Raw genomic sequence first — 21,398 nt, 5'->3', positions numbered from 1 at the left:
GATGGACGCAGCAGCGCTTGTTGAAAAAAGCATAGCCGAGACGAAAGCGCTTGCGCAAGCGCTTTTCTAACATCCTTTTCATGTGCTCTTTGATCGGGACTCCCCTAGGGGATGGACGTGGAAGTGCTTTTTTGAGAATTCCTCGAACGAAAAGGAAAGCGCTTGCGCAAGCGCTTTCCTTTCGACTATGTTGCTCAAACAAGAACACCGATGAGAGGTTTCAACTGCCTCTCAAATCGGTAGATAAGGAGTTAACAGCTATGCTGAGCACTGGATCTGAAAGCCTCCCTCCTGCCCTATTGGAAATGCATTCCATCTCGAAGTCATTCAATGGGGTGCGCGTCCTGCATGATATTGAACTCAGTATTTACCCTGGACAAATCCACGCGCTAATGGGCGAAAACGGCGCCGGAAAATCCACTCTGATGAAAATACTATCGGGGGCCTATGTCGCCGACAGTGGCACTATACGAATCGACGGGTGTGATATTCGAAACTATGGCGTGAATGATGCGAAGCGCCATGGCATATCCGTCATCTATCAAGAGCTCAGCTTGTGCGCAAATATGAGCGTGGTGGAGAACATCTACCTGGGTAGAGAGATTCGTCGATGCGGAGTTATAAACCGCAAGGCAATGACCGAAGGCGCGCTCGTAGTACTAAAGCGACTTGGCGTCACATTTGATCCGCACGCACTGGTCGGCACCTTGTCGATTGCGGACCAACAACTTGTTGAAATCGCGCGTGCAATTCATGCCGATACGCGAATCCTGGTGATGGACGAGCCTACAACGCCGCTATCCACAAAAGAGACCGAAAGTCTTTTTACATTGATTCGCCAGCTACGTGATGATGGCGTCGCGATCATCTACATCAGCCATCGAATGGCCGAGATATACGCATTGTCCGATTTTGTTTCGGTGCTGCGGGACGGTCATTACGTTGGTTCGCTGGATCGCGTCACGCTGTCAGCTGAAACCCTGGTCCGGATGATGGTTGGCCGCGATGTTTCCGGCTTCTACGCCCATGAGCGTTCTTTGTGCTCTTACGAGCAACCGATACTACGTGTTCGTAATCTTACAGATGACTTCAATATTCAAGATTGCAGTTTCGATCTGTATGCCGGCGAAATTCTCGGGATTGCAGGACTGGTGGGCTCAGGGAGAACCGAACTTGCCCGATTAATCGCAGGTATCGATGCACACTCAGGCGGAACGATTGAAATGGATGGCGAAATTCTAGTCATACGCTCTCCTCGCGATGCAGGTAATGCAGGCATCGCCTATCTGACAGAAGACCGCAAAGCACTGGGTCTTTTTCTCGACATGAGTGTCCACGACAATATCAATGTATGTGTTGTGGGAAGTGATGCTCGCTTTGCGGGTTTTGTGGACCGAACGGCCGGAACTGGACGTACCGAACAAGCAATCCAGGCACTCAATATCAAAGCGTCCTCAGGTATCAATGTTGGAGCGTTGTCCGGAGGCAATCAGCAAAAAGTCTTGCTGGCTCGTCTGCTGGAGATGAAGCCCAGAGTATTGTTCCTCGACGAACCTACATCGGGTGTCGACATTGGGGCTAAATCAGAAATATATAAAATCATCAATGCATTAGCAGCATCCGGTGTTTGCGTAGTGATAATTTCAAGTGAACTACCAGAGATCGTTGGAATTGCCGACCGTGTATTGGTTATGTGTGAAGGTAAACTTGTCACCGAACTCGGTGGCCATAGCGGTCTTGATATCACACCTGAAGCCGTTATCGCGTTTGCCACAGGCAGCGACAGGTTGACTCTAGCCAACGGAGACTTAGTCCAATGACTTCCCCACTGCAAAGCAAAGTAGCAAGTGACTTCACCACGCCTGGTGTACGAAGCATCGCCGGAGCTTCCACGCAGGATAAAATGCGCCAACTTATGAGAGTGGCGGGCATGCTGCCCGTATTGTTACTCCTTTGTGTAGGCTTTGGCCTGATGAGCGAGAGCTTTTTCTCGGTTCAGAATTTCTCAATCATCAGTCAGCAAGCCTCTATCAATGTGGTATTGGCGTCAGGTCTGACTTTCGTGATTTTGACAGGTGGAATCGACCTTTCGGTTGGTTCGATTCTGGCTGTTTCCGCAGTAGTGGCGCTATTGGTATCGCAAGTTCCAGGTTTTGCTCCCTTGGCCATCGCTGCGGGGCTTGGAGTCGGACTGCTGCTAGGGCTCGTCAATGGTGTATTGGTCGCTTTTGGAAAGCTACCGGCATTTATCGTCACATTAGGCGGTTTGACTGCGATGCGTGGAATCGCACGCCTCATCGGCGAAGACAAAACGGTTTTCAATCCCGACCTGTCCTTTGCTTACATTGGAAACGATACGTTGTTCGGGGTGCCATGGCTGGTTGTAATCGCGGTAGTCGTGGTTACTCTTTCGTGGGTTATTCTTAGACGTACGGTGTTAGGCGTACAGATTTACGCAGTGGGCGGCAATCCTGAGGCCGCACGGTTGTCGGGGATCAAAGTCTGGAAAGTCCTGTTATTTACTTATGCCCTGTCCGGTTTGTTGGCGGGCGTGGGGGCCATCATGACTTCCGCTCGACTGATGGCTGCTAACGGACTGCAAATGGGACAGTCTTATGAACTCGACGCTATCGCCGCCGTTATTCTGGGAGGCACGCGCTTTACAGGAGGCGTCGGCACTATCGTCGGCACGCTAATTGGCGCCCTGATTATCGCTACACTTTCCAACGGCCTGATATTGCTGGGAGTTTCGGATATCTGGCAATACATTATCAAAGGTGTTGTCATTATCGGAGCGGTAGCCCTCGATCGCTTTCGGCAGTCAGGTGCACGAACCTGAATCATATATAACCCCCACACTCCAATAACAAGAGACAGTTCTCATGAAAAAATTAATATTTACCGCCGTTTGTACACTACTGGCATTCAGCACCGCGCAAGCGCGAGAGTTGAAATCCGTCGGCATAACTGTTGGCTCGCTGGGTAATCCTTATTTTGTAGCGATGGTAGATGGCGCCAAAGCCGAGGCACTGCATATCAATCCAGCAGCAAAATTTATCTCAGTGTCGGCAGATTACGATTTGAATAAGCAGTTCACTCAAATCGACAACTTCATTTCTTCGGGCGTGGACTTGATTCTTGTCAACGCCGTCGACCCTGTAGCAATCGCGCCTGCGATTGCGAAAGCAAGGAAGGCAGGCATAGTGGTTGTGGGCGTAGATGTCATGGTGCAAGGTGCCAACGCCACGGTACAAACCGATAACGTCGAAGCCGGCAGGATTGTATGTCAGTACATCTCTGAGAAGCTGGGTGGCAAGGGTAACGTTATTATCCAGAATGGGACGCAGACTTCAGCAGTCCTGGACCGAGTCAATGGCTGTAAGAGTGTTTTCGCGCAGACACCCGATATCAAGATACTGTCTGATAATCAGGATGCCAAAGGCTCGCGCGAAGGTGGCTACAGCGTGATGCAAGGCGACTTGACTCGCTTTGCAAAAGTCGACGCGGTGTTCGCGATCAATGATCCCCAAGCCATAGGTGCAGACCTGGCAGCAAAACAACTCAAGCGCAAAGGCATCATTATCGCATCGGTGGATGGGGCTCCCGATATAGAGACTGCGCTCAAAAGCGATACACAGATTCAGGCATCCGCCTCTCAATCCCCTTGGGGCCAGGCACAACAAGCCGTAACGATGGGTAACGACCTGCTGAATGGCAAATCGCTGGAACGCACAACGGTGCTGCTTCAACCCTCATTGGTAACACGAGCCAATGTCATGGAGTACAAAGGCTGGCAAGCTGACCATTGACCAACTGACCACTGAGGGGTTGAGTCAAATGACATAGGGGTTTCTAGCCACCTCTGTATGCGGAGAATGGCTGCTGCGAGATGCTCGCAGCGGCCGAACGGCATGAAAAACCCTAGAGGGGCGAACCTACGGGAAACCTGAGCGACGGCGGCTGACGAGAGATTTGGCATGTTTACCAAAACAAACACAATAGTAAGTACAGAACTACTCAACTACGTTAAGGCTCTGTCTGGTAATCGAATTGTCGTTGCGCTAGCGGGGCCGCCTGGTGCCGGTAAGTCCACCGTCTCTCAGGCTTTGGTAGAGGCTCTTAATAGTGTTATGCCGGGGAGCGCAGCTGTCGTTCCCGGGGATGGCTTTCATTACGATGACGCGGTTCTTGGATCCTTGAACCTTTTAGATCGTAAGGGCTCACCTGATACATTCGATGTGGGTGGTTTCAGGAGTCTGCTGCTACGGCTTCGTGCGAACAACGAACCCGCTGTTGCCGTTCCGGTATTCGATCGAATCCTGGAGATCTCCCGTGCTGCAGGACAATTGATTTCCTCTGACGTGAAATATCTCGTCGTGGAAGGAAACTACCTTCTATTAGACCTCGCCCCATGGTCGTCCTTAAGAGACTGTTTTGACGCCACCATAATGCTGCAGGTTGACCGCAAAACCCTGGAAGCGCGCCTACTTGATCGATGGCGATCATTGGGTTTCGATGAGTCTACTTCCTATGAAAAAGTTCATCGCAACGATCTTCCGAATGCCGACATTGTGATGTCGGCCAGCAATATCGCTGACTTCACGATCACAAATTAAGATCCCACTTCCTCTCTTTTGAGAAAGAATCACGCGTTAACCAAGCGCTTTGCTTGGCTAGCTTTTTAACGCTAACAGGCCTACGAACGCTATCAACAACTTGTAGCGAACCTTCAAAGAGCGAATGACTATGTATCTGGTATGTGGTGAAGCGCTGTTCGATTTCTTCAGTGAAAACGACGTCAACGCTCAAGCTTCAAAAGTGAACTACAAAGCGATTGCCGGTGGTTCGCCATTCAACGTCGCCGTCGGCTTGCGCCGCCTGGGCATCGACGTGGCGCTGTTCGCCGGGCTGTCCAGCGACTACCTCGGCCGGCGTTTACAGCAAGTGCTGCAGGAGGAAGGCGTGCGCCCGGACTACCTGCAGGACTTCGACGCACCGACCACCCTGGCGATGGTCGCCGTCGGTGCCGACGGCTCGCCGCATTACAGCTTCCGAGGCGAAGGCTGTGCCGATCGCCAGCTGTTGCCCGGGCATTTACCTGAATTAGGCGCTGAGGTGCGTGGGTTGCATATCGGCTCGTTCTCGCTGGTGGTGCAGCCGATTGCCGACACACTGCTGGCCCTGGTCCGCCGGGAAAGCGGCAATCGCCTGATCAGCCTCGACCCCAACGTGCGACTCAACCCAGAACCGAATATCGAACTGTGGCGCGAACGCATCAACACTCTGGTCGAGCATGCCGACCTGATCAAGGTCAGCGACGAGGACCTGAACCTGCTCTACCCCGAGCGTGACCCGCAGAGCGTGATCCATGGCTGGCTGGAACACCGCTGCCAGCTGGTATTCCTCACTCGTGGCGGCCAGGGAGCAACGGTATTCAGCCGCCGCCATGGCAGTTGGTCGGCGCCGGCCTGCATGGTGGTGATGGCTGATACCGTGGGCGCCGGCGACACCTTCCAAGCGGCATTGATCGCCTGGCTGACCGAACAGCAGCTAGATTCGGTGGAGGGTTTGCAGCGCTTGAGTCGCGAACAGATCGACGCGATGCTCACCTTCGCCGTCAGCGCCGCCGCCCTGACCTGCGGCAAGACCGGGCCGGACTTGCCTTATCGGCATCAGTTGGATTGATATCTGGTCAGGATCTGTATCGCGGGCATTGCAGTTTTCGCGAGCAAGTCGGGTCCCCCACCGCCGCTTGACTTGGGCTGTGGCGAAGGCTGCTGTTGCGGGCGCTGGCTGTGATCGGCGTAGATGGCGACGCGACCTGGTCGAGACAGCGCGAGGACCACCGCACAATCTCCGTCTCGTATGGATGAAGGTGATTTGTCGAATGTAAGGTCCGGTAGGCGGTGGGCGATACCTCTTTGAGGTTGCGCAATGTTTCGGGAAAACCCCGGGCGCAGGCAACTCGTTCATACGGAGAAAGAGATTGTGTGTGACAGGGGGGCTGAGCCCCGAGCCCACCCGATCACCTATCCCACTGAAGTCACCCTCGCCGCTTGCGCAGGCTCACGCGACGTCACAAGGCCGATAAAGGAAATCGCCAACGCCAGACCGATGGTCGTGCTCACTTCGGTGCGGTGCTCGGGAGTGATCATCATCACCACCAGCGCCGCACAGATGAACAGGATGACCAACCAGGTGAGCCACGGAAATAGCCACATCTGAAATGTCAGTTCGATCTTCTGCCGGCGCAGCATGCGGCGCATGCGCAACTGAGATACCGCAATGGCCAGATACACCAGCAAGGCAATCGCGCCTGAACTGGCCAGCAGGAACTCAAACAGGCCGGCGGGCATGAAGTAACTGAATACGGTGATTCCCGCGCCCAATACAGTACTGGCGATGACCGCCGCCCTGGGCACACCCGCCTGGGAGGTCGCCTTCAGCGACGTGGGCGCATCGCCGCGACGTCCCAGCGAGTAGAGCATGCGCGAAGAAATGTAGATGGAGGAGTTCATGCAACTGGCCACGGCGATGAGCACTACCACATCCACCAGAAACTTGGCATGGGGAATGTTCATGAGCTCCAGTGCTCGCTGGTAGGAACCCACCGAAGCCAGCAGCGGGTCGTTCCAGGGAACGACGGAAATCACCACAAAATGGACAGCAGGTAAAACACCCCGATGCGCCAGATCACTGAACGCGTGGCCTTGGCAATGTTTTGTGCGGGGTTGCTGGATTCGGCGGCGGCTGGATTCCTGATCACTTCGACCGCCAGTCGTTCGAAGCCAATCCATTCGACATTTACCTGTGCGGCCCCCGCCGATGGTCGAAGCGGTTAAAACCTGGTTCAGCGATCAGAAGATCGAGCGGTTCCAGATCTATTACGAAAAATTCATCGAGAGCAATTCCAAGCATTGAGATTGCACGAGGAATATCTGGTGCAGACCAGATATTCCTGTGCTTTTTTACAGGCTTCACTTGTTGCCCGTGCGCGACCACTCATCATCCATGGCGCCGGCTGTGCTGGCGACTATCCATGCCACTGCACAAGCCACTAACGAGAACACGGCAAAAGCACCCATCACATGCACGTAAGGCAGTATGTGATTCCACGCTCGAGCCACCCCCAGGAATGCCGCAAATAGCCATGCGCTCATAGAGAGCGCGCCCAAGAGAGCAAGGCGAGTACGAGCGCCGCTGTGTAGTAAGACAAAGGGAGCCTTCTGCAGCAGCGGGAAACCGATCCGGTGCAACAAAACGCCGTTGAGGCTAAGCAGCGCGACAACACTCACCTTGGCCCAGAGCTTTTGATTGAGCAGATACGCGCTCCCCTCATAGAGGTAACCCTGGAGCACCAGCAGCAAGCCACTTGCCCAAAGAGCCAATAGCGCGAGCGTGACGATTTTTTGAGTCTCGTCGAGATACTCACGTTGCATCTGGCTTAACACATCCTTGCGCCAGCTCCATAGCTTTTGATCTGCCTGCAGCACCCTCCCCAGAGCAATACAGGTGGCAATCAGATGACCGTACACGAGTAGCATTTTGAGCATTACCTGGACCTTATTTTTATGTGGGCAATGCACTCCCTCGCATCCTGGATTTGAAACTAAATGATACATATTCATATTTGTATCAAGCAAGTAACAAGCTCAACCATTCATCCGGAACCGCCAGGCTCTCGCAGGGCTGTCTGAACCATGCACTTTTCCTCCAAGTCGAAAAATGGGTAGCGATTAATCACCCAGCATCACTGTAAAAGGAGTCTTTTTCATGAAGATTTCAGAGGTTATGACGAAAGATGTTTTAACAGCCAAACCCAACCAGACGATCCAGGAGGCTGCAAACATGATGGCCAGGATCGATAGCGGCGCCATTATGGTCGAGGAGCAAGAACGCTTGGTGGGGATGATCACGGACCGGGATATAGCCATCAGGGCCGTAGCCGAAGGGCTCACCGGCAAAACCCCTATCAGTAAAATAATGAGCGGCGGCATCCGCTATTGCTTTGAGGATGAAGACATAGAACAGGTGGCTAAAAACATGGCGGACGTTCAACTCCGTCGCCTCCCCGTGCTTAACCGGGACAAGCGCCTTGTCGGCGTCGTGTCGCTGGGGAACATTGCCAGTACTCGATCTCAATCCGCCGCGGCGACTGTTTTGCGTGGCGTGGCACAGGCTCATCATTGACTGGTTGGATAATGGGCAGTTCAAGCGGCCATCAGGATTAAGCTTCCAAGGATCCGGCACACTCGCCTGACCTGGAATCTCGTTCGAAACGTGGGTTCAGGGTCAGGCGAGTCCTTCTCTAAAACAGCCGCTGCCAATCGTCTCGCCAAAAGAGCGCCCCCTATCAGTTCGGCTCGATGAGCAGGTCTTTGTCCTCCAGGCCAAGCGCCGGCTCTTGATCCTCCAAACTGCCGGTTTCACGCTTCTTTTTCAGTCGGCTTCGAGCGCGTTCGGTGTCATAGGTCTTTCCTTCAGCCAAGGCATTCAGAGTCGTTGACATCCGGTAGAAACCACCACACGGCTCACAATAAATGCGCGAGCCACCCCCGAATGAAAGATCTTCCAGCGCATTGGTATTTCCACACAGCGGACAGTTCATAGCCACCTCCTGAGCATTCAGCCACAGCCGCTTCAGCCCGCCATAAACGCTGACAACCTGGACAGGTGAGAGGACGAACAACGCGGGCATGTTGATATCGACAGGGGCTATCCATGGAGGTTGCCTGTTTTTACATGTACCGGGTCGGATGGGGTTACGGCTGGCCGGAATCTATTCTGAAGTCAGCGGCTGCCTGGAGCGACTCGGCGCGATAACCGGCCTCTGCTCCGTGTCTCGATGCAACAAGGCAACGTTGTAGTCATAGGTGGATATCAGGGGCACCGGCTCATCATTGCGGGACATCTTGAGCCATTGTCTTGTGCGCTCGATGTCAAAGAACTCGTTCCTGCTCTTCATTTTCTTAATAAGGTTTGCCGAGACCCTGAAGCGTCCACACCCGGCCGAGCAGGTGACCTCTGACCAGTCTTCAGTCGCGTGAACAGTATTAGAGGCAGCGTGACAAATTAAGCACTTCATGTTCGATCTCCTTATCCACGAATTACCAACTGTAGACGATCCACGGCCAGGGGGGTTCAGTCCTCGCGCAGAAAACCAAATTGGCCAGTCGTCGCCAGTCTGGCCAGATGAACTGTCAAAGAGGCGATAAATGACGCGCATGAATGAAGAGCCCAGCGCAACGGCTGGGCTCCGGTTATCTTCTGTTTTCCAGCATTTTGTCGGCGAGCACTTTGGCCCTTTGGATTAACAGGTTCTGCCTGTCTTCGTGGGTGGCTTCTCCTACCACCGGTGCCGTCAGATGGCTTTCGGCAATCAACGCAGCACAGAAGTATTGATCCCAAACGGCGCTTTGCTCCGACACCTGTCTGTTCATTTGGTCGGCGATCATATGCGGCTCCTTTTGATGAGGTAGCCTTTTTAGTTTACGCCCGAATCGCGGACAACCCGCGTCGAGGAGGACAATCGGCAGCTCATTTTGCAATGCCGATCGCTGGCGACAAATCGTTTCCTCAACTAGGATTTTTATCGTCCAGGACTTCGCCCACTGTGTGGTCGGGCGACTCATCAAAGGAGAGATAGATGACATCCACTCGTGCTTGCGAGCAAACCTATCGCGGTTGGTCCAATCCTATCTTGCTTGAACTCAAGGAGAGAGAACATCAGCTTGACCCTTCGGCACGCCAGGCCTTGCAGAATGTCCTGGTCGAGAGAAGGCTTCTAAACACCGGAAACCCTTCTGGCAGTGATCGGCGCAAGGCTGATCTGGCCAAATAGTTTTCACCGACGCTGCTGGCGCTCTACCGGCAGCGTATTCATCGGCGATCAACAAATTCCAGACAAAAAAAAGCCCAGGCAGCTGATGGACGCCTGGGCTTTAAAAATGCATAAACCGTGGTGGTGAACGCGGGGCAATATTACCCAATCAATTGATCTGTAACAATATATTTTGACTCACTGTCCAGTTACAAAGTCTCGTAACCCATTAAATATCCACACTTTTTTTGAGTCATCTACTGAAGAAACCGTTACAAACAATCCCGAACAGCCTGACGCAGCGCCCCTGACTTGGCCCATGGTGGTCCCTGATAAAGCGACACCTGGCTGCCATCCTTCGATTTCACGATATCCAGAATTTCATCAGCCGTGATGACACTGGGTGCGGTGATCCGGTAGCCGTTGGAAATCGCGGTTTGCGTTGATCCAGGAATCTCCTGGCGCCACAACGGCAGTACACACCCGGCATATTCCCTGGGCGCCTTATCGCTGTATTTGCTGACATTGGGTTCGCCGGGCACCACCGATGCGGGTAACGAACAGCCCGCCAATACAGCCACCGCTACTCCCGCCATCAACATCCGCATGATTTTTCCTATCCTGAAAAACGGGAAATTTAGCCTGTACCTGCGCAGACTTCCAGATGCCTATAAGCTGCCTATAAAGAAGCCTCGCCCTGCCCCGGATCGGCCCCTGAGCCGGAATCGGGATATGAATTTGCATTCAGATACTTCATCCATCGCTCGTACGCGTCATGCTGCCATTTCGTGACCCGCTCCCATTCCGGGCCACCGAGCTGATGGGCCGAGATCAGCTTCATCATTTCCGTGGTGGCTGCATCCAGATCAACGATCAGTTCATGTGCATGGTGTCTGAAATCATCGGTAACCGTCATTTGGGAAACCTCGCCCCAGGGAATAAATCACTACCTCCAATACGACAGCAGAGCTGGTCACTCGCGTTGATTTTCCCGACCAGTGGAAGCACCTTCCATCCCTATCCCTTCACGCATACCACCTGTCGCAAGGTGTGCAGCACTTCCACCAGATCACGCTGGGCGTACATGACTTTGTCGATGTCCTTGTAGGCCATCGGGATCTCATCGATGACCGCAGCGTCCTTGCGGCACTCCACATGAGCGGTCGCGCGGATCTGGTCTGCGACGGTGAAGGTGTTTTGGGCCTTGGTGCGGCTCATGGTACGACCGGCGCCATGGCTGCAGGAGCAGAACGATTGCTCGTTGCCGAGGCCACGAACGATGAAACTTTTGGCCCCCATGGAGCCGGGAATGATCCCCAACTCGCCCTTCTTCGCCGACACCGCGCCCTTGCGGGTGACCAGGATGTCCTCACCGAAGTGCCGCTCTTTCTGCACGTAATTGTGGTGGCAGTTCACAGCCTCCAGCGCGACTTCGAAGGGTTTGCGGATCACTTGCCGCGCCGCGTGAATCACCGCTTGCATCATCAATGCCCGGTTCTGCCGGGCAAAGTCCTGTGCCCAGCCCACCGCTTCGACATAATCATCGAAGTGCCGGCTGCCCTCTTTAAAGTAGGCAAGGTCACGGTCCGGCAAATTGGCGATGTGCTGGCGCATGTCCGCCTGGGCCAATTGGATGAACAGGGTGCCGATGGCATTGCCCACGCCACGAGAACCGCTGTGCAGCATGAACCAGACGCGGTTGGCCTCGTCCAGGCAGACCTCGATGAAGTGGTTACCGGTACCGAGAGTGCCCAGATGATGGCGGTTGTTGGTGCTGGCCAGTTTCGGATACTTCTCGGTAATCGCCCTGAACCGTGGGTTCAGGGCCGCCCAGGCCTGATCGGCCTGCTGTGGAACGCGCTCCCAGGCGCCTTCGTCGCGGCGGCCACGGCCCAACGTGCGGCCATGGGGTACCGCCTTTTCGATTGCAGTGCGCAGACCGTGCAGGTTGTCCGGCAAATCGGCGGCGGTCAGCGAGGTGCGCGCGGCGATCATGCCGCAGCCGATGTCCACCCCCACGGCCGCCGGAATGATCGCGCCCACAGTGGGGATCACGCTGCCGATGGTGGACCCTTTGCCCAGGTGCACGTCCGGCATTACCGCCAGGTGCTTGAAGATGAACGGCATCTTCGCGGTATTGATCAGTTGCTGCCGGGCTTCGCTTTCAACCGGCACACCCTCGGTCCAGAGTTTGATCGGCTTGCCGTTGGCGACTTCCAGCAGTTGGTAGGCAGGTTGTTGCATGATTTTGACTCTCTTCGGATCAGACGAACATAACGCTCCATCGAGGTAAATGGGATTACTATTTCGTAGCGGGGAATTGCAGGAGGTCATCATGTGGCTTAACGAATATGAACAGCAACTTCGGCGCGACCTGCAAGGTGTGGCGTCGGACCTGAGGTGGTCGGCGGTGGAGCTTTTGCGCATCGCAGAGCAGTTGCGCCAGGCCGGTAATGATGTGGACGCAGAGGCGACGCTCAGGCTGTGCTCCTTGTTCCAGGGCGATGAAGAGCGTCTGGCGGGCTATGCTGAAGAGGTGAAAGCAAAAACCATCACTCGAACGAAAGCTCACTAGAGAGCGCTGCCATGAACAAGCCTCTATGCGCGCTGATCGCCGTGCTGGCGGCGACAGGTGGCTGCAACACCGAATCACAAATTTACCGGGACCAGCCGCTGGTCGCCAAGGTCGAAGCCGGTATGTCCAAGGATCAAGTCCAGCAGATTGGTGGTAAACCGCTCTCGATAACCAATCGCACGGTGGAGCCAGGTACCTGCTTTGATTACAAGCTGATCCAGGCCGGCCATCAGCAGCCGTACAACATCAGCTTCGACGGCAGGGGTCAGGTCGACCATAAAAGCTTCATGACATGCGCGGAATGGAGTCGTGCCCAACAAAAAGCCAGAGAGTACTCCCCCTCCACGGGCGGGATGGGTGGCAGCGGTTACTGACCTGTAGCAGCTGCCGAGCCTGCGAGGCTGCGTTCGGCGGCGAAGCCGTCGCAAATCCTGCAAATGAGGTGTACCTGATACACCGCGCCGTATGATNAAGCTGATCCAGGCCGGCCATCAGCAGCCGTACAACATCAGCTTCGACGGCAGGGGTCAGGTCGACCATAAAAGCTTCATGACATGCGCGGAATGGAGTCGTGCCCAACAAAAAGCCAGAGAGTACTCCCCCTCCACGGGCGGGATGGGTGGCAGCTGCTACAAGCTACAAATAGCACAAAGCCCCGGCGTACCGGGGCTTGAGGCGCTCTATTTGTCTGATTTGTGGCTACGCGACGATCTGCCCGACCGGGCCCTGTAGGCGGGAAGCGCAGCCGCATAGGCCAGTGCTTCCTCCCGGCTGCCAAAGGATCCTAGCCGGTCACCTTTGGTGCACACTCGCCAGGGACCGCTGTTCACGCTGAGTACGTCATAGCCGTTCATGTGCATTTTGGTCAGCATCGGAACGCTCATAGTCACCTCCATTTCGGCAGTGATTGTTCAGGGTTGACTCAACTACCTTACACCCGACCTTCGTTGAAGTGCCGACCAGACGTCGCGCCGGGATTCCGGCATTCCTTTGCACTTTCAGCCGCCCTGTCGACTCTAACCCTTAAAATAGACACTTCAGCGGACTTCGGTCTGAATATTGCATTTTTATGTCTGTTTTATGACAAACGGCAGTCAGGTCATCCATGAAAGTACGCGCAACCGTTATTTGCGAGCAGGACCGGCATATTCTCCTGGTGCGCAAGCCCAGAGGGCGCTGGACCTTGCCGGGCGGAAAAGTCGAGCCAGGCGAAACCGCTGCGGGCGCGGCCGCGCGAGAGCTTTATGAAGAAACAGGGCTTGGGGTCGACGGCCTGCTGTACCTGATGGAACTGGACACGATCAGCACCCGGCACCATGTCTATGAGGCGTCGGTGGTAAACCTTGCCGTGGCTCGGCCACAGAATGAAATCTTCGACTGCATCTGGTATCCGCTGGACGCCGTCCAGAACCTGAACACAAGCGACACCACGCTCAGGATCGTCAGAGCGTTTCAGCGACGCTTGTAAGCCATTGCAGCCGACGCCACTCCTGAATTGTCAGCCCAAATCGCCGCCACCGACCGGCATGACCATGCCGGTGATATAGGAGGCTTCGTCGCTGGCCAGAAACAGAATAGCGCTTGCCTGCTCATCCAGCGTGCCGTAGCGCTTCATCAAACTGCTGTCGAGGGTCTGATCGACGATCTGCTGATACCACACCTTTTCCTGAGCGCTTTGTTCCGCGGTGTTGCGCGGGATCAGCCGCGGCGGCGCTTCGGTGCCACCGGGAGCGGTCGCGTTGACCCGCACCCCACGACCGGCCGTTTCGAACGCCAGGCAAGCGGTCAGCGCATTGACCCCACCCTTCGCTGCGCCGTAAGGCACGCGATTGACACTCCGGGTGGCGATCGATGAAACGTTGACGATGGCGCCGTTGCCTTGCTCAAGCATGAACGGCAGCGCAGCATGGCAGCACCACAACGTCGGGAACAACGAACGGCGCACTTCGGCTTCGATCTGCTGCTCTTCATAGTGCTCGAAAGGCTTGGCCCAGATCGTGCCGCCGACGTTGTTAACCAACACATCAAGGCGATCAAAACGCTCGACAGCCGTGCGCATCACGCGGCTGCATTCGCTGTATTGCTCAAGGTCGGCGGTCAGGGCGAGCACTTGGCTGTCCCGCCCCAGTTCTTTCTGGAGCTCGAACACCAGATCGGAGCGGTCGACCAGAATCAACCGCGCACCTTCGGCGGCCATGCGCTGCGCCACGCGCCGGCCGATGCCTTGGGCGGCGCCGGTAATCAGCGCGACTTTTTTGTGGAATCTGTTCATGTCTCTCTCCCACAACAGCGCGGCTCAGGCCGCGCTGGCGGCAAATTTCTCGTAGTAGAAGTTCACTGGCGCAATGCCTTGTTCGCGGATGAACTGGCTGACCGCCTCGACCATCGGCGGCGGGCCGCACAGGTAGACATCCACATCGCCATCGTTCAAATGCCGTGGCTCGATGTGTTGGGTCACGTAGCCCTTGAGCGGGTGCCGACTGTCGGGATTGGCCACGCAGGCGCTGAAGCTGAAATTCGGAATGCGCGCGGCGAAGGCTTCCAGTCGATCGAGTTCCACCAGGTCGAAATCGTTGGTCACGCCGTAGATCAAATGCAGCGGATGCTCGCTGCCCTGCTCGGCGATTTTTTCCAGCATCGCCGTGAACGGCGCCAGACCGGTGCCGCCGGCCAGCAGCAACAACGGACGGCGGATGTCGCGCAGATAGAAGCTGCCCAGCGGGCCGGCCAGGCTCATGCTGTCGCCAGCCTTGGCCATGCCGGTGAGGAAACTGCTCATCAGGCCACCGGGCACGTTGCGGATCAGAAAGCTGACTTCGCCGTCACGCTGCAACGAGCTGAACGAGTACGCGCGGGTCTGCTCGCTGCCGGGCACCCCGAGGTTCACATATTGTCCCGGCAGAAACGCCAGTTTGCTCAGGGCCTCGCCCTTGATCGACAGCGCGATGGTGCTGTCGGACAGCTGACGCACGGCGCTGATGGTCGCGTCGTAGCTGGCCTGCCGGGTGCGGCAGACATCCGATGAAACCGGCACCCGCACCACGCAATCGCTCTGCGCGCGCATCTGGCAGGTCAGGACAAACCCCTGCTGCGCTTCCTCGGCGCTGAGGGCGTCTTCGATGTAGTCCTCGCCCAGGTCGTAGCGCCCGGCTTCGGCGAAACACTTGCAGGTGCCGCAAGCGCCGTCGCGGCAGTCCAGGGGAATATTGATGCCCTGGCGATACGCAGCATCGGCCACGGTTTCCCCAGCATTGGCGTCGATGAATCGGGTGACGCCGTCTTCGAAATTGAACGCAATGGAATGAGTCATGACGGCCGCCTCAGAGGTGGTAAACATCGATCACCTGGCGAACGTAATCGTTCTTCAGGATCACTTTCTTGGCCTTGATCAGCGGATTTTCACCGCGCACATCAAGGGTGTAGAAACTGCTGCCGAAATAGCTGTCGACGGTCTTGTAGCGAAAGCTCAGGGTGTGCCAGTTGAAGCGCACCTTGCACAGCCCGTCGGCCTGTTCGAGCAGCTCGATGTTGCTGAGGTTGTGCGAGGTGCGGGTGTCCGGCACGCTGGCGCTGGAGCGTTCGGTCTTGATGCGGAAGACGCGGTCTTCCAGGCCGGTGCGGTTGCCGTACCAGATCAACGAGATTTCCCGCTGCGGGTCTTCGGTCAGTTCGTCGTTGTCATCCCAGGACGGCATCCAGAAGGTGGCGTCGGGCGCGTACAACTCCAGCCAGTCGTCCCATTGCTTATCGTCGAGGTAGCGCGCTTCGCGGTAGAGGAAATCGCGTACCGCGTCATAGGTGATAGTCATTGCACGGCCTCCACTGCAATCAGTTCGGACTGTTCGGCGGCCAGGGCCTTGAGCATGGTTTGCTGCCAATACTTGTGTTGCAGCACGAACAGGCCTTCGTCTTCGGTGCGCACGCCGCTGAGCAGCGGATGCAGGTCAATTTCCTTGGCCACATCATCGGCGCCTTCAATCCAGTGTTCGGCACCACGGGACATGTCGTTCCAAGTGGTGACGCTGCCCTGGTAGCCGGTCTGGCAGGAACGGAACTCTTCCAGATCGTCTGGCGTGGCCATGCCGCTGACGTTGAAAAAGTCCTCGTACTGCCGAATGCGGCTCGAACGGGCGTGGTCGCTTTCACCTTTGGGGGCGATGCAGTAAATGGTGATTTCGGTGCGGTTGACCGAGATCGGCCGGGCGATGCGAATCTGCGAGCTGAACTGGTCCATCAGGTACACGTTCGGATACAGGCACAGGTTGCGCGAGTTCTCGATCATCCAGTCGGCGCGGGCCTGGCCGAAGTCCCGGGCCAACTCGTCGCGACGCTCGTACAGCGGACGGTCTTCAGGGTTGGACCAACGGGTCCAGAGCAGCATGTGGCCCTTGTCGAAGGAATAGAAACCACCGCCTTGTTTGGCCCAGGAGCCGGCGCTCATGGTGCGGATGTCTTCGCCGGCTTCGCGCTGCTTGCGCTGGTTCTGGGTGGCGGCGTAGTTCCAGTGCACGGAGCTGACGTGATAGCCGTCGGCACCGTTTTCGGCGGTGAGTTTCCAGTTGCCTTCGTAGATATAGCTGGAGGAACCGCGCAGCACTTCCAGGCCATCGGCGGACTGGTCGACGATCATGTCGATGATCTTCGCCGACTCGCCCAGGTGCTCCACCAACGGCACCACGTCGGCCTTGAGGCTGCCGAACAGGAAACCGCGATAGGACTCGAAACGCGCGACGCGGGTCAGGTCGTGGGAGCCTTCGCAATTGAAGCTCGCCGGGTAGCCGGCCGCCGCCGGATCCTTGACCTTGAGTAGCTTGCCGGAGTTGTTGAAGGTCCAGCCATGGAAGGGGCAGGTGTACGAACTCTTGTTGCCGGTCTTGTGCCGGCAAAGCATCGCGCCACGGTGACTGCACGCATTGATGAAGGCGTTCAATTCACCGTCCTTGTTGCGCGCGATGAAGATCGACTGGCGCCCCATGGTGGTGGTGTAGAAGTCGTTGTTGTTGGGGATCTGGCTTTCGTGCGCCAGGTACAGCCAGTTGCCTTCGAAGATGTGTTCCATCTCGAGGTCGAACAGCCGCGGGTCGGTGAACATCTCGCGCTTGCAGCGATAGATGCCCTGCTCAGGGTCTTCTTCAAGCAGGGAGTGAAGGTATTCGGGTCGCAGGGACATGGCCGCCGCCTCCATTGTTTTTATTCAGGCAGGGCCATGCTAGGACGTGGGGATGGGGCGGACTATCCGCAGGGTGCAGACCTGTATCCGTTTTGTGCAGCAGGTGATGCGATGGCGTACCTGTGCCTGATCGTTGCCTGATCATTCCCACGCTCTGCGTGGGAATGCAGCCCGGGATGCTCTGCGTCCCAAAAGCGGACGCGGAGCGTCCGTTGAGGCGTTCCCACGCGGGAGCGTGGGAACGATCAAAGACTGTGCTTCAGTGCCGGCGTTTGAGGGTATCCGATGGCAATTCGCCGAACTGTTTGCGGTAGCTGTCGGAGAACCGGCCCAGGTGCAGGAAGCCGTAATCCATGGCCACCTCCGTGACGTTGCGCACGTTGCAGGTCGGGTCGCTCAGGTTGGCGTGAATGCGCTCGAGCTTCTTCTGCCGGATGTAGTTTTTCGGCGTGTCCCCCGCATTGCGTTCGAACAGCCCATACAGCGAACGCAGGCTCATCCGCGCCTGGCGCGCCAGCTCTTCGCTGTCGATGTCTTGCTTGAGGTTGCAGGCGATGTAATCGACCAGCGCCTCGAACGTGGCCGAGGCTGAGCCGGGGTCGGTGCGCATGACGTTGGTCTTCATCAGGCCGAGCATCTTGCTGACGACGATTTGCGCATAGTGCTCCTGCACCCGGGGAATCGGCTCGGCGGCTTCCGCCTCCTGGCAAATCATCGCCAGCAGACCGACGAAACCTTCCAGCTCATTGAGCTGATAACGGTTCTCCAGAAACCGCACGCCCTGCCCCGGATACCGCCAGCGCTGCTCTTCGCACACCGACTCCAACAACCGCGTGGGGACTTTCAGGATGAATTTTTCGCAATCGCTGGAATAGGTCAGATCCACCGGATCGTCCGGGTTGATCAGCAGCAACTCGCCAGGCGCGAAGTAATGTTCCTGACCGTGGCCACGCCACAGGCAATTGCCGCGCAGCAGCACTTGCAAGTGATAGATGCTGTCCAGCGCGCCTGAGGTGACCCGCACGCTGGCGCCGTAACTGATGCGGCACAGATCGAGGCTGGCAAACTTGCGATGATCGAGGCTGGCCAGCGGTCGACCGACCCTGGGCATCTGCAGGCAATGGTTGCCGACGTGCTGATTGACGTAGCCAGATACCTCGTACGGGTCGGCATGGTCGAAGACTCTGCTGCGATGACTCAACAATTGCGCTTGCATCATCGGTTCACTCTCATTGTTGTTATCAGTGGCGCCGCCATTGTAGTGCTCTGGCCGAAACACAGAAGGCCACGAGATAAACGGTCGGTTATCTCGCGGCCCGGTTAGGCGGGTCGAGGGTATCAGTCCTCGAGTGCACGCACCCGCTCGTGGCGTTGCTGCTCCTCAGGCTGGGCGGACGACTGCAAGGTGAAATCGAAGTCGATTTCAGCAAAGCGACCGCTGACGCCATGGGCCGCCGCACGCTGCGGATCGTCGCTGAAGGTGATCTTGGCGATCAGTTCGTCACGGGTGGCGTAGGCGAAATCGTCATGCAGGTACTGATCGCCGTCGAGGTTGATCTGGGTGGTCAGGTGACGATGATCCGGCGCCGAAATGAAGAAGTGAATGTGCGCCGGCCGCTGGCCATGACGGCCCAGTTGATCGAGCAATTGCTGGGTCGGACCGTCCGGCGGGCAACCGTAGCCCGACGGCACGATGCTACGGAAGCGGTAGCGACCCTCGGCATCGGTGACGATGCGGCGACGCAGGTTGAACTCGGACTGGGCGGTATCGAAGTAGGAATAGGTGCCACCGGTGTTGGCGTGCCAGACATCCACCACCGCCCCGGCCAGCGGTTCGCCGGCGGTGTTGCGCACCTGGCCTTGCATGAACAGCACCACGCCCGGATCGACGCCATCGTCCAGCCGCGCTTCGAAGTTCGACAGCGGCGCACCGGCCACGTACAGCGGCCCTTCGATGGTCCGCGGGGTGCCGCCGGATTTGCCGGCCTGCTCGTCTTCGGCGTCCATCAGCAGGTCGAGGTAATGCTCAAGACCAAGCCCGGCCACCAACAGACCGGCCTCCTGACGCGCACCCAGCACGTTGAGGTAGTTGACGGCTTTCCAGAATTCTTCCGGGGTTACGGACAGGTCTTCGATGATGTTCACCGAATCGCGCAGGATGCGGTAAACCAGCGCTTTGACCCGTGGATCGCCAGCGTCGTTGAGCAGGCCGCTGGCCTCTTCGAGAAACTTCTGGACACTGGCGGTGTGGGAAATCTTGACGTTCATGGTGGATCCTCATCTTGTAATTATTAGCGTAGCGAACTGAACAGGCTGGGGTTCAGCGGTCATCCTCGCGAATGGAAGAAGGATGCCGGCACAGCGCGTTGACCTCGATGGCCATGTACGGGTACAGCGGCAGTTGCATCAGCAGGTCGTGCAGTTCCTGGACGCTGTCGACATCGAACACGCTGTAATTGGCATAGAGCCCGGCGATGCGCCACAGATGACGCCACTTGCCTTGCTCTTGCAGGCGCTGGGCCAGGGCTTTCTCGTCGGCCTTGAGCTGAGCGGCGCGCTCCGGGTTCATGTCGACCGGTAAATTCACGGTCATTTTTACGTGAAACAGCATGATGCCTCCTCAGGCTTGATGAACGGCAGTGGATGTCTTATCCCGGCGGAAAAACGCCAGGCGCTCTTCGTCCAGGCTCAGGCCCAGTCCCGGTGTTGACGGGACGTGCAGTTGGAAATCGCGGTAGACCAAGGGCTCGCTGAGAATGTCTTCGGTCAGCAGCAGCGGGCCGAACAACTCGGTATCCCAGCTCAGTGTGTTCAGCGTGACAAAGGCATGGGCCGAGGCCAGCGTGCCGATCCCGCCCTCAAGCATGGTGCCACCGTACAGGCCGATACCGGCCGCCTCGGCAATCGCGGCGGTTCGCAGCACGGCGCGTGGGCCGCCGTTCTTGGCGATTTTCAGGGCGAATACCGAAGCCGCGCCCTCCCGTGCCAGGTTGAAGGCATCTTCCACGCATTCGATGGATTCATCGGCCATGATCGGCGCCGGGCTCATGGCATTCAGACGCACCATGCCGGCACGGTTGTTGCGCGAGATCGGTTGTTCGATCAGGTCGATACCGTTGGTGCCGAGGATCCGGCAGGCCCGTAGAGCCACCGCTTCATCCCAGGCCTGATTGACATCGACCCGCACGCTGGCGCGATCGCCCAAGGCCTTTTTGATCGCAATGACGTGGGCCAGGTCGCGGTTGACCTCGCCGGCGCCGATTTTCAGTTTGAAGATCCGATGGCGGCGCAGGTCGAGCATTTTTTCCGCTTCGGCGATGTCCTTGGCGGTGTCGCCGCTGGCCAGGGTCCAGGCCACCGGCAACGCGTCGCGAACCCGGCCGCCCAGCAGTTCGCTGACAGGCAAGCCAAGGCGCTTGCCCTGGGCGTCGAGCAAGGCGCTTTCGATACCCGATTTGGCGAACGTATTGCCACGAATGCTGCGCTCCAGGCGCAACATCGCGGCATTCACATTGCCGCTGTCCTGGCCGATCAGCAGTGGCGCGAAGTGTTTATCGATGTTGGTCTTGATGCTGTCCGGGCTTTCGTCGCCGTAAGCCAGGCCGCCAATGGTGGTCGATTCACCGACACCTTCAATGCCATCGGCGCAGCGCACCCGAATGATCACCAGGGTCTGGTTCTGCATCGTGTGCATCGCCAGCTTGTGGGGGCGAATGGTCGGCAAATCGACGATGATCGTCTCGATCGATTCAATGGCAGTTGCACGCATGTCGATACCCGTCAGGTTCTTGAAGTTCTGAAACGGATTCTCGTACGGCTTTTTCCGGGCGGCC

The 21,398-nt window shown here is 57.0% G+C and carries 25 protein-coding genes and 2 pseudogenes; 11 read left to right on the top strand and 16 right to left on the bottom strand.

What is annotated here, in order from left to right; all coding sequences use genetic code 11:
* Positions 1-260 precede the first annotated feature (260 nt).
* The 5 genes from HCU66_RS18855 to HCU66_RS18835 all read left to right on the top strand — a co-directional run bounded on the left by HCU66_RS18855 (position 261) and on the right by HCU66_RS18835 (position 5,685).
* A complete protein-coding gene (locus tag HCU66_RS18855; RefSeq protein ID WP_205889893.1) occupies positions 261-1,820 on the top strand; it encodes a sugar ABC transporter ATP-binding protein in 1,560 nt (519 codons plus the stop codon).
* The gene (locus tag HCU66_RS18850; protein ID WP_205889892.1) at positions 1,817-2,839 is read left to right on the top strand and encodes an ABC transporter permease subunit; all 1,023 of its coding nucleotides are present in this window, start codon (positions 1,817-1,819) and stop codon (positions 2,837-2,839) included. The genes HCU66_RS18855 and HCU66_RS18850 overlap by 4 nt, the downstream gene beginning before the upstream one ends.
* A 43-nt stretch (positions 2,840-2,882) precedes the next feature.
* Positions 2,883-3,809: an ABC transporter substrate-binding protein gene (locus HCU66_RS18845; protein ID WP_205889891.1), complete on the top strand. Its 927-nt coding sequence runs from the start codon at positions 2,883-2,885 to the stop codon at positions 3,807-3,809.
* Between the two features lie 168 nt (positions 3,810-3,977).
* Positions 3,978-4,616 (top strand): nucleoside/nucleotide kinase family protein, encoded by a 639-nt coding sequence (locus HCU66_RS18840; RefSeq protein ID WP_205889890.1) that lies wholly within the window; start codon positions 3,978-3,980, stop codon positions 4,614-4,616.
* A 130-nt stretch (positions 4,617-4,746) separates the two neighbouring features.
* Positions 4,747-5,685 carry a carbohydrate kinase family protein gene (locus tag HCU66_RS18835; RefSeq protein ID WP_205889889.1) on the top strand — a complete coding sequence of 313 codons (939 nt, stop codon included), beginning with the start codon at positions 4,747-4,749 and terminating at the stop codon, positions 5,683-5,685.
* A gap of 344 nt (positions 5,686-6,029) precedes the next feature.
* On the opposite strand, the pseudogene HCU66_RS18830 reads toward HCU66_RS18835, so the two are convergent.
* Together HCU66_RS18830 and HCU66_RS18825 are read right to left on the bottom strand one after the other, a co-directional pair.
* Positions 6,030-6,751 (bottom strand): annotated as a pseudogene (locus tag HCU66_RS18830) (amino acid permease); the annotation flags it as partial.
* Between the two features lie 226 nt (positions 6,752-6,977).
* Positions 6,978-7,553, bottom strand: coding sequence for a hypothetical protein (locus tag HCU66_RS18825; RefSeq protein WP_205889888.1), 576 nt, complete (start codon positions 7,551-7,553; stop codon positions 6,978-6,980).
* 220 nt (positions 7,554-7,773) lie between these two features.
* On the opposite strand from HCU66_RS18825, the gene HCU66_RS18820 reads away from it, so the two are divergent.
* Positions 7,774-8,190, top strand: a complete 417-nt coding sequence (locus HCU66_RS18820; protein ID WP_205889887.1) for a CBS domain-containing protein — start codon at positions 7,774-7,776, stop codon at positions 8,188-8,190.
* A gap of 163 nt (positions 8,191-8,353) precedes the next feature.
* On the opposite strand, the gene HCU66_RS18815 is transcribed toward HCU66_RS18820, so the two are convergent.
* The gene (locus HCU66_RS18815) at positions 8,354-8,698 is read right to left on the bottom strand and encodes a hypothetical protein (protein WP_241015568.1); all 345 of its coding nucleotides are present in this window, start codon (positions 8,696-8,698) and stop codon (positions 8,354-8,356) included.
* Positions 8,699-9,260: 562 nt separating this feature from the next.
* Positions 9,261-9,455: a hypothetical protein gene (locus tag HCU66_RS18810; RefSeq protein WP_205889886.1), complete on the bottom strand. Its 195-nt coding sequence runs from the start codon at positions 9,453-9,455 to the stop codon at positions 9,261-9,263.
* 191 nt (positions 9,456-9,646) lie between these two features.
* Here HCU66_RS18810 and HCU66_RS18805 point away from each other — a divergent pair, with 191 nt between their 5' ends.
* A complete protein-coding gene (locus HCU66_RS18805; protein ID WP_205889885.1) occupies positions 9,647-9,841 on the top strand; it encodes a hypothetical protein in 195 nt (64 codons plus the stop codon).
* A gap of 251 nt (positions 9,842-10,092) precedes the next feature.
* Here the strand turns inward: HCU66_RS18805 and HCU66_RS18800 are convergent, their stop codons facing one another.
* The 3 genes from HCU66_RS18800 to HCU66_RS18790 all read right to left on the bottom strand — a co-directional run bounded on the left by HCU66_RS18800 (position 10,093) and on the right by HCU66_RS18790 (position 12,064).
* Complete coding sequence (locus HCU66_RS18800) at positions 10,093-10,428, bottom strand: hypothetical protein (protein ID WP_205889884.1); 336 nt, start codon at positions 10,426-10,428, stop codon at positions 10,093-10,095.
* 71 nt (positions 10,429-10,499) lie between these two features.
* Entirely contained in the window at positions 10,500-10,736 is a 237-nt protein-coding gene (locus HCU66_RS18795; protein ID WP_205889883.1) for a hypothetical protein, read from the bottom strand.
* Positions 10,737-10,837: 101 nt separating this feature from the next.
* Positions 10,838-12,064 (bottom strand): RtcB family protein, encoded by a 1,227-nt coding sequence (locus tag HCU66_RS18790; protein WP_205889882.1) that lies wholly within the window; start codon positions 12,062-12,064, stop codon positions 10,838-10,840.
* Positions 12,065-12,155: 91 nt separating this feature from the next.
* On the opposite strand from HCU66_RS18790, the gene HCU66_RS18785 reads away from it, so the two are divergent.
* From HCU66_RS18785 to HCU66_RS27145, 3 genes and pseudogenes are all read left to right on the top strand, one after another.
* Positions 12,156-12,395: a hypothetical protein gene (locus tag HCU66_RS18785; protein ID WP_205889881.1), complete on the top strand. Its 240-nt coding sequence runs from the start codon at positions 12,156-12,158 to the stop codon at positions 12,393-12,395.
* Positions 12,396-12,406: 11 nt separating this feature from the next.
* Positions 12,407-12,769 carry an osmotically-inducible lipoprotein OsmE gene (gene osmE, locus HCU66_RS18780; protein ID WP_205889880.1) on the top strand — a complete coding sequence of 121 codons (363 nt, stop codon included), beginning with the start codon at positions 12,407-12,409 and terminating at the stop codon, positions 12,767-12,769.
* Between the two features lie 97 nt (positions 12,770-12,866).
* A pseudogene (locus HCU66_RS27145) lies at positions 12,867-13,019 on the top strand (osmotically-inducible lipoprotein OsmE); the annotation flags it as partial.
* Between the two features lie 56 nt (positions 13,020-13,075).
* Here the strand turns inward: HCU66_RS27145 and HCU66_RS27140 are convergent.
* Positions 13,076-13,279 carry a hypothetical protein gene (locus HCU66_RS27140; RefSeq protein ID WP_007941550.1) on the bottom strand — a complete coding sequence of 68 codons (204 nt, stop codon included), beginning with the start codon at positions 13,277-13,279 and terminating at the stop codon, positions 13,076-13,078.
* 221 nt (positions 13,280-13,500) lie between these two features.
* On the opposite strand from HCU66_RS27140, the gene HCU66_RS18775 reads away from it, so the two are divergent.
* The gene (locus HCU66_RS18775; RefSeq protein ID WP_205889879.1) at positions 13,501-13,863 is read left to right on the top strand and encodes an NUDIX hydrolase; all 363 of its coding nucleotides are present in this window, start codon (positions 13,501-13,503) and stop codon (positions 13,861-13,863) included.
* A gap of 30 nt (positions 13,864-13,893) precedes the next feature.
* Here HCU66_RS18775 and HCU66_RS18770 read toward each other — a convergent pair whose 3' ends face one another.
* The 8 genes from HCU66_RS18770 to HCU66_RS18735 all read right to left on the bottom strand — a co-directional run bounded on the left by HCU66_RS18770 (position 13,894) and on the right by HCU66_RS18735 (position 21,334).
* Positions 13,894-14,667 carry a 1,6-dihydroxycyclohexa-2,4-diene-1-carboxylate dehydrogenase gene (locus HCU66_RS18770; protein WP_205889878.1) on the bottom strand — a complete coding sequence of 258 codons (774 nt, stop codon included), beginning with the start codon at positions 14,665-14,667 and terminating at the stop codon, positions 13,894-13,896.
* 24 nt (positions 14,668-14,691) lie between these two features.
* Positions 14,692-15,705 carry a benzoate 1,2-dioxygenase electron transfer component BenC gene (benC, locus tag HCU66_RS18765; RefSeq protein ID WP_205889877.1) on the bottom strand — a complete coding sequence of 338 codons (1,014 nt, stop codon included), beginning with the start codon at positions 15,703-15,705 and terminating at the stop codon, positions 14,692-14,694.
* Between the two features lie 10 nt (positions 15,706-15,715).
* A complete protein-coding gene (gene benB, locus HCU66_RS18760) occupies positions 15,716-16,204 on the bottom strand; it encodes a benzoate 1,2-dioxygenase small subunit (protein WP_205889876.1) in 489 nt (162 codons plus the stop codon).
* On the bottom strand, positions 16,201-17,565 hold the full coding sequence (benA, locus tag HCU66_RS18755) for a benzoate 1,2-dioxygenase large subunit (protein ID WP_205889875.1): 1,365 nt from the start codon (positions 17,563-17,565) through the stop codon (positions 16,201-16,203). The genes benB and benA overlap by 4 nt, the downstream gene beginning before the upstream one ends.
* Positions 17,566-17,824: 259 nt before the next feature.
* Positions 17,825-18,784: an AraC family transcriptional regulator gene (locus tag HCU66_RS18750; protein WP_277397069.1), complete on the bottom strand. Its 960-nt coding sequence runs from the start codon at positions 18,782-18,784 to the stop codon at positions 17,825-17,827.
* Positions 18,785-18,903: 119 nt separating this feature from the next.
* Entirely contained in the window at positions 18,904-19,833 is a 930-nt protein-coding gene (catA, locus tag HCU66_RS18745; protein ID WP_205889874.1) for a catechol 1,2-dioxygenase, read from the bottom strand.
* 52 nt (positions 19,834-19,885) lie between these two features.
* Positions 19,886-20,176, bottom strand: coding sequence for a muconolactone Delta-isomerase (gene catC / locus HCU66_RS18740; RefSeq protein WP_007936026.1), 291 nt, complete (start codon positions 20,174-20,176; stop codon positions 19,886-19,888).
* Positions 20,177-20,185: 9 nt separating this feature from the next.
* Positions 20,186-21,334, bottom strand: coding sequence for a muconate cycloisomerase family protein (locus tag HCU66_RS18735; RefSeq protein WP_205889873.1), 1,149 nt, complete (start codon positions 21,332-21,334; stop codon positions 20,186-20,188).
* Between the last annotated feature and the right edge of the window lie 64 nt (positions 21,335-21,398).

Origin of the sequence: Pseudomonas frederiksbergensis, from assembly GCF_017114915.1 — a bacterium.
Classification (GTDB): domain Bacteria; phylum Pseudomonadota; class Gammaproteobacteria; order Pseudomonadales; family Pseudomonadaceae; genus Aquipseudomonas; species Aquipseudomonas frederiksbergensis_I.
Note: the sequence above shows the minus strand (reverse complement) of the source record. Positions and strands in the feature narration are given on the sequence as shown.

What these genes read in the sequence shown, in the direction of transcription:
- HCU66_RS18810 (WP_205889886.1), bottom strand. Translation starts at nt 9,455, where the DNA reads ATGATCGCCGACCAAATGAACAGACAGGTGTCGGAGCAAAGCGCCGTT.
- osmE (WP_205889880.1), top strand. Translation starts at nt 12,407, where the DNA reads ATGAACAAGCCTCTATGCGCGCTGATCGCCGTGCTGGCGGCGACAGGT.
- HCU66_RS27140 (WP_007941550.1), bottom strand. Translation starts at nt 13,279, where the DNA reads ATGAGCGTTCCGATGCTGACCAAAATGCACATGAACGGCTATGACGTA.
- catC (WP_007936026.1), bottom strand. Translation starts at nt 20,176, where the DNA reads ATGCTGTTTCACGTAAAAATGACCGTGAATTTACCGGTCGACATGAAC.
- HCU66_RS18845 (WP_205889891.1), top strand. Translation starts at nt 2,883, where the DNA reads ATGAAAAAATTAATATTTACCGCCGTTTGTACACTACTGGCATTCAGC.
- HCU66_RS18825 (WP_205889888.1), bottom strand. Translation starts at nt 7,553, where the DNA reads ATGCTCAAAATGCTACTCGTGTACGGTCATCTGATTGCCACCTGTATT.
- HCU66_RS18735 (WP_205889873.1), bottom strand. Translation starts at nt 21,334, where the DNA reads ATGCGTGCAACTGCCATTGAATCGATCGAGACGATCATCGTCGATTTG.
- HCU66_RS18850 (WP_205889892.1), top strand. Translation starts at nt 1,817, where the DNA reads ATGACTTCCCCACTGCAAAGCAAAGTAGCAAGTGACTTCACCACGCCT.
- HCU66_RS18835 (WP_205889889.1), top strand. Translation starts at nt 4,747, where the DNA reads ATGTATCTGGTATGTGGTGAAGCGCTGTTCGATTTCTTCAGTGAAAAC.
- catA (WP_205889874.1), bottom strand. Translation starts at nt 19,833, where the DNA reads ATGAACGTCAAGATTTCCCACACCGCCAGTGTCCAGAAGTTTCTCGAA.
- benC (WP_205889877.1), bottom strand. Translation starts at nt 15,705, where the DNA reads ATGACTCATTCCATTGCGTTCAATTTCGAAGACGGCGTCACCCGATTC.
- benB (WP_205889876.1), bottom strand. Translation starts at nt 16,204, where the DNA reads ATGACTATCACCTATGACGCGGTACGCGATTTCCTCTACCGCGAAGCG.
- HCU66_RS18790 (WP_205889882.1), bottom strand. Translation starts at nt 12,064, where the DNA reads ATGCAACAACCTGCCTACCAACTGCTGGAAGTCGCCAACGGCAAGCCG.
- benA (WP_205889875.1), bottom strand. Translation starts at nt 17,565, where the DNA reads ATGTCCCTGCGACCCGAATACCTTCACTCCCTGCTTGAAGAAGACCCT.
- HCU66_RS18795 (WP_205889883.1), bottom strand. Translation starts at nt 10,736, where the DNA reads ATGACGGTTACCGATGATTTCAGACACCATGCACATGAACTGATCGTT.
- HCU66_RS18770 (WP_205889878.1), bottom strand. Translation starts at nt 14,667, where the DNA reads ATGAACAGATTCCACAAAAAAGTCGCGCTGATTACCGGCGCCGCCCAA.
- HCU66_RS18805 (WP_205889885.1), top strand. Translation starts at nt 9,647, where the DNA reads ATGACATCCACTCGTGCTTGCGAGCAAACCTATCGCGGTTGGTCCAAT.
- HCU66_RS18800 (WP_205889884.1), bottom strand. Translation starts at nt 10,428, where the DNA reads ATGCGGATGTTGATGGCGGGAGTAGCGGTGGCTGTATTGGCGGGCTGT.
- HCU66_RS18855 (WP_205889893.1), top strand. Translation starts at nt 261, where the DNA reads ATGCTGAGCACTGGATCTGAAAGCCTCCCTCCTGCCCTATTGGAAATG.
- HCU66_RS18785 (WP_205889881.1), top strand. Translation starts at nt 12,156, where the DNA reads ATGTGGCTTAACGAATATGAACAGCAACTTCGGCGCGACCTGCAAGGT.
- HCU66_RS18750 (WP_277397069.1), bottom strand. Translation starts at nt 18,784, where the DNA reads ATGATGCAAGCGCAATTGTTGAGTCATCGCAGCAGAGTCTTCGACCAT.
- HCU66_RS18820 (WP_205889887.1), top strand. Translation starts at nt 7,774, where the DNA reads ATGAAGATTTCAGAGGTTATGACGAAAGATGTTTTAACAGCCAAACCC.
- HCU66_RS18815 (WP_241015568.1), bottom strand. Translation starts at nt 8,698, where the DNA reads ATGCCCGCGTTGTTCGTCCTCTCACCTGTCCAGGTTGTCAGCGTTTAT.
- HCU66_RS18840 (WP_205889890.1), top strand. Translation starts at nt 3,978, where the DNA reads ATGTTTACCAAAACAAACACAATAGTAAGTACAGAACTACTCAACTAC.
- HCU66_RS18775 (WP_205889879.1), top strand. Translation starts at nt 13,501, where the DNA reads ATGAAAGTACGCGCAACCGTTATTTGCGAGCAGGACCGGCATATTCTC.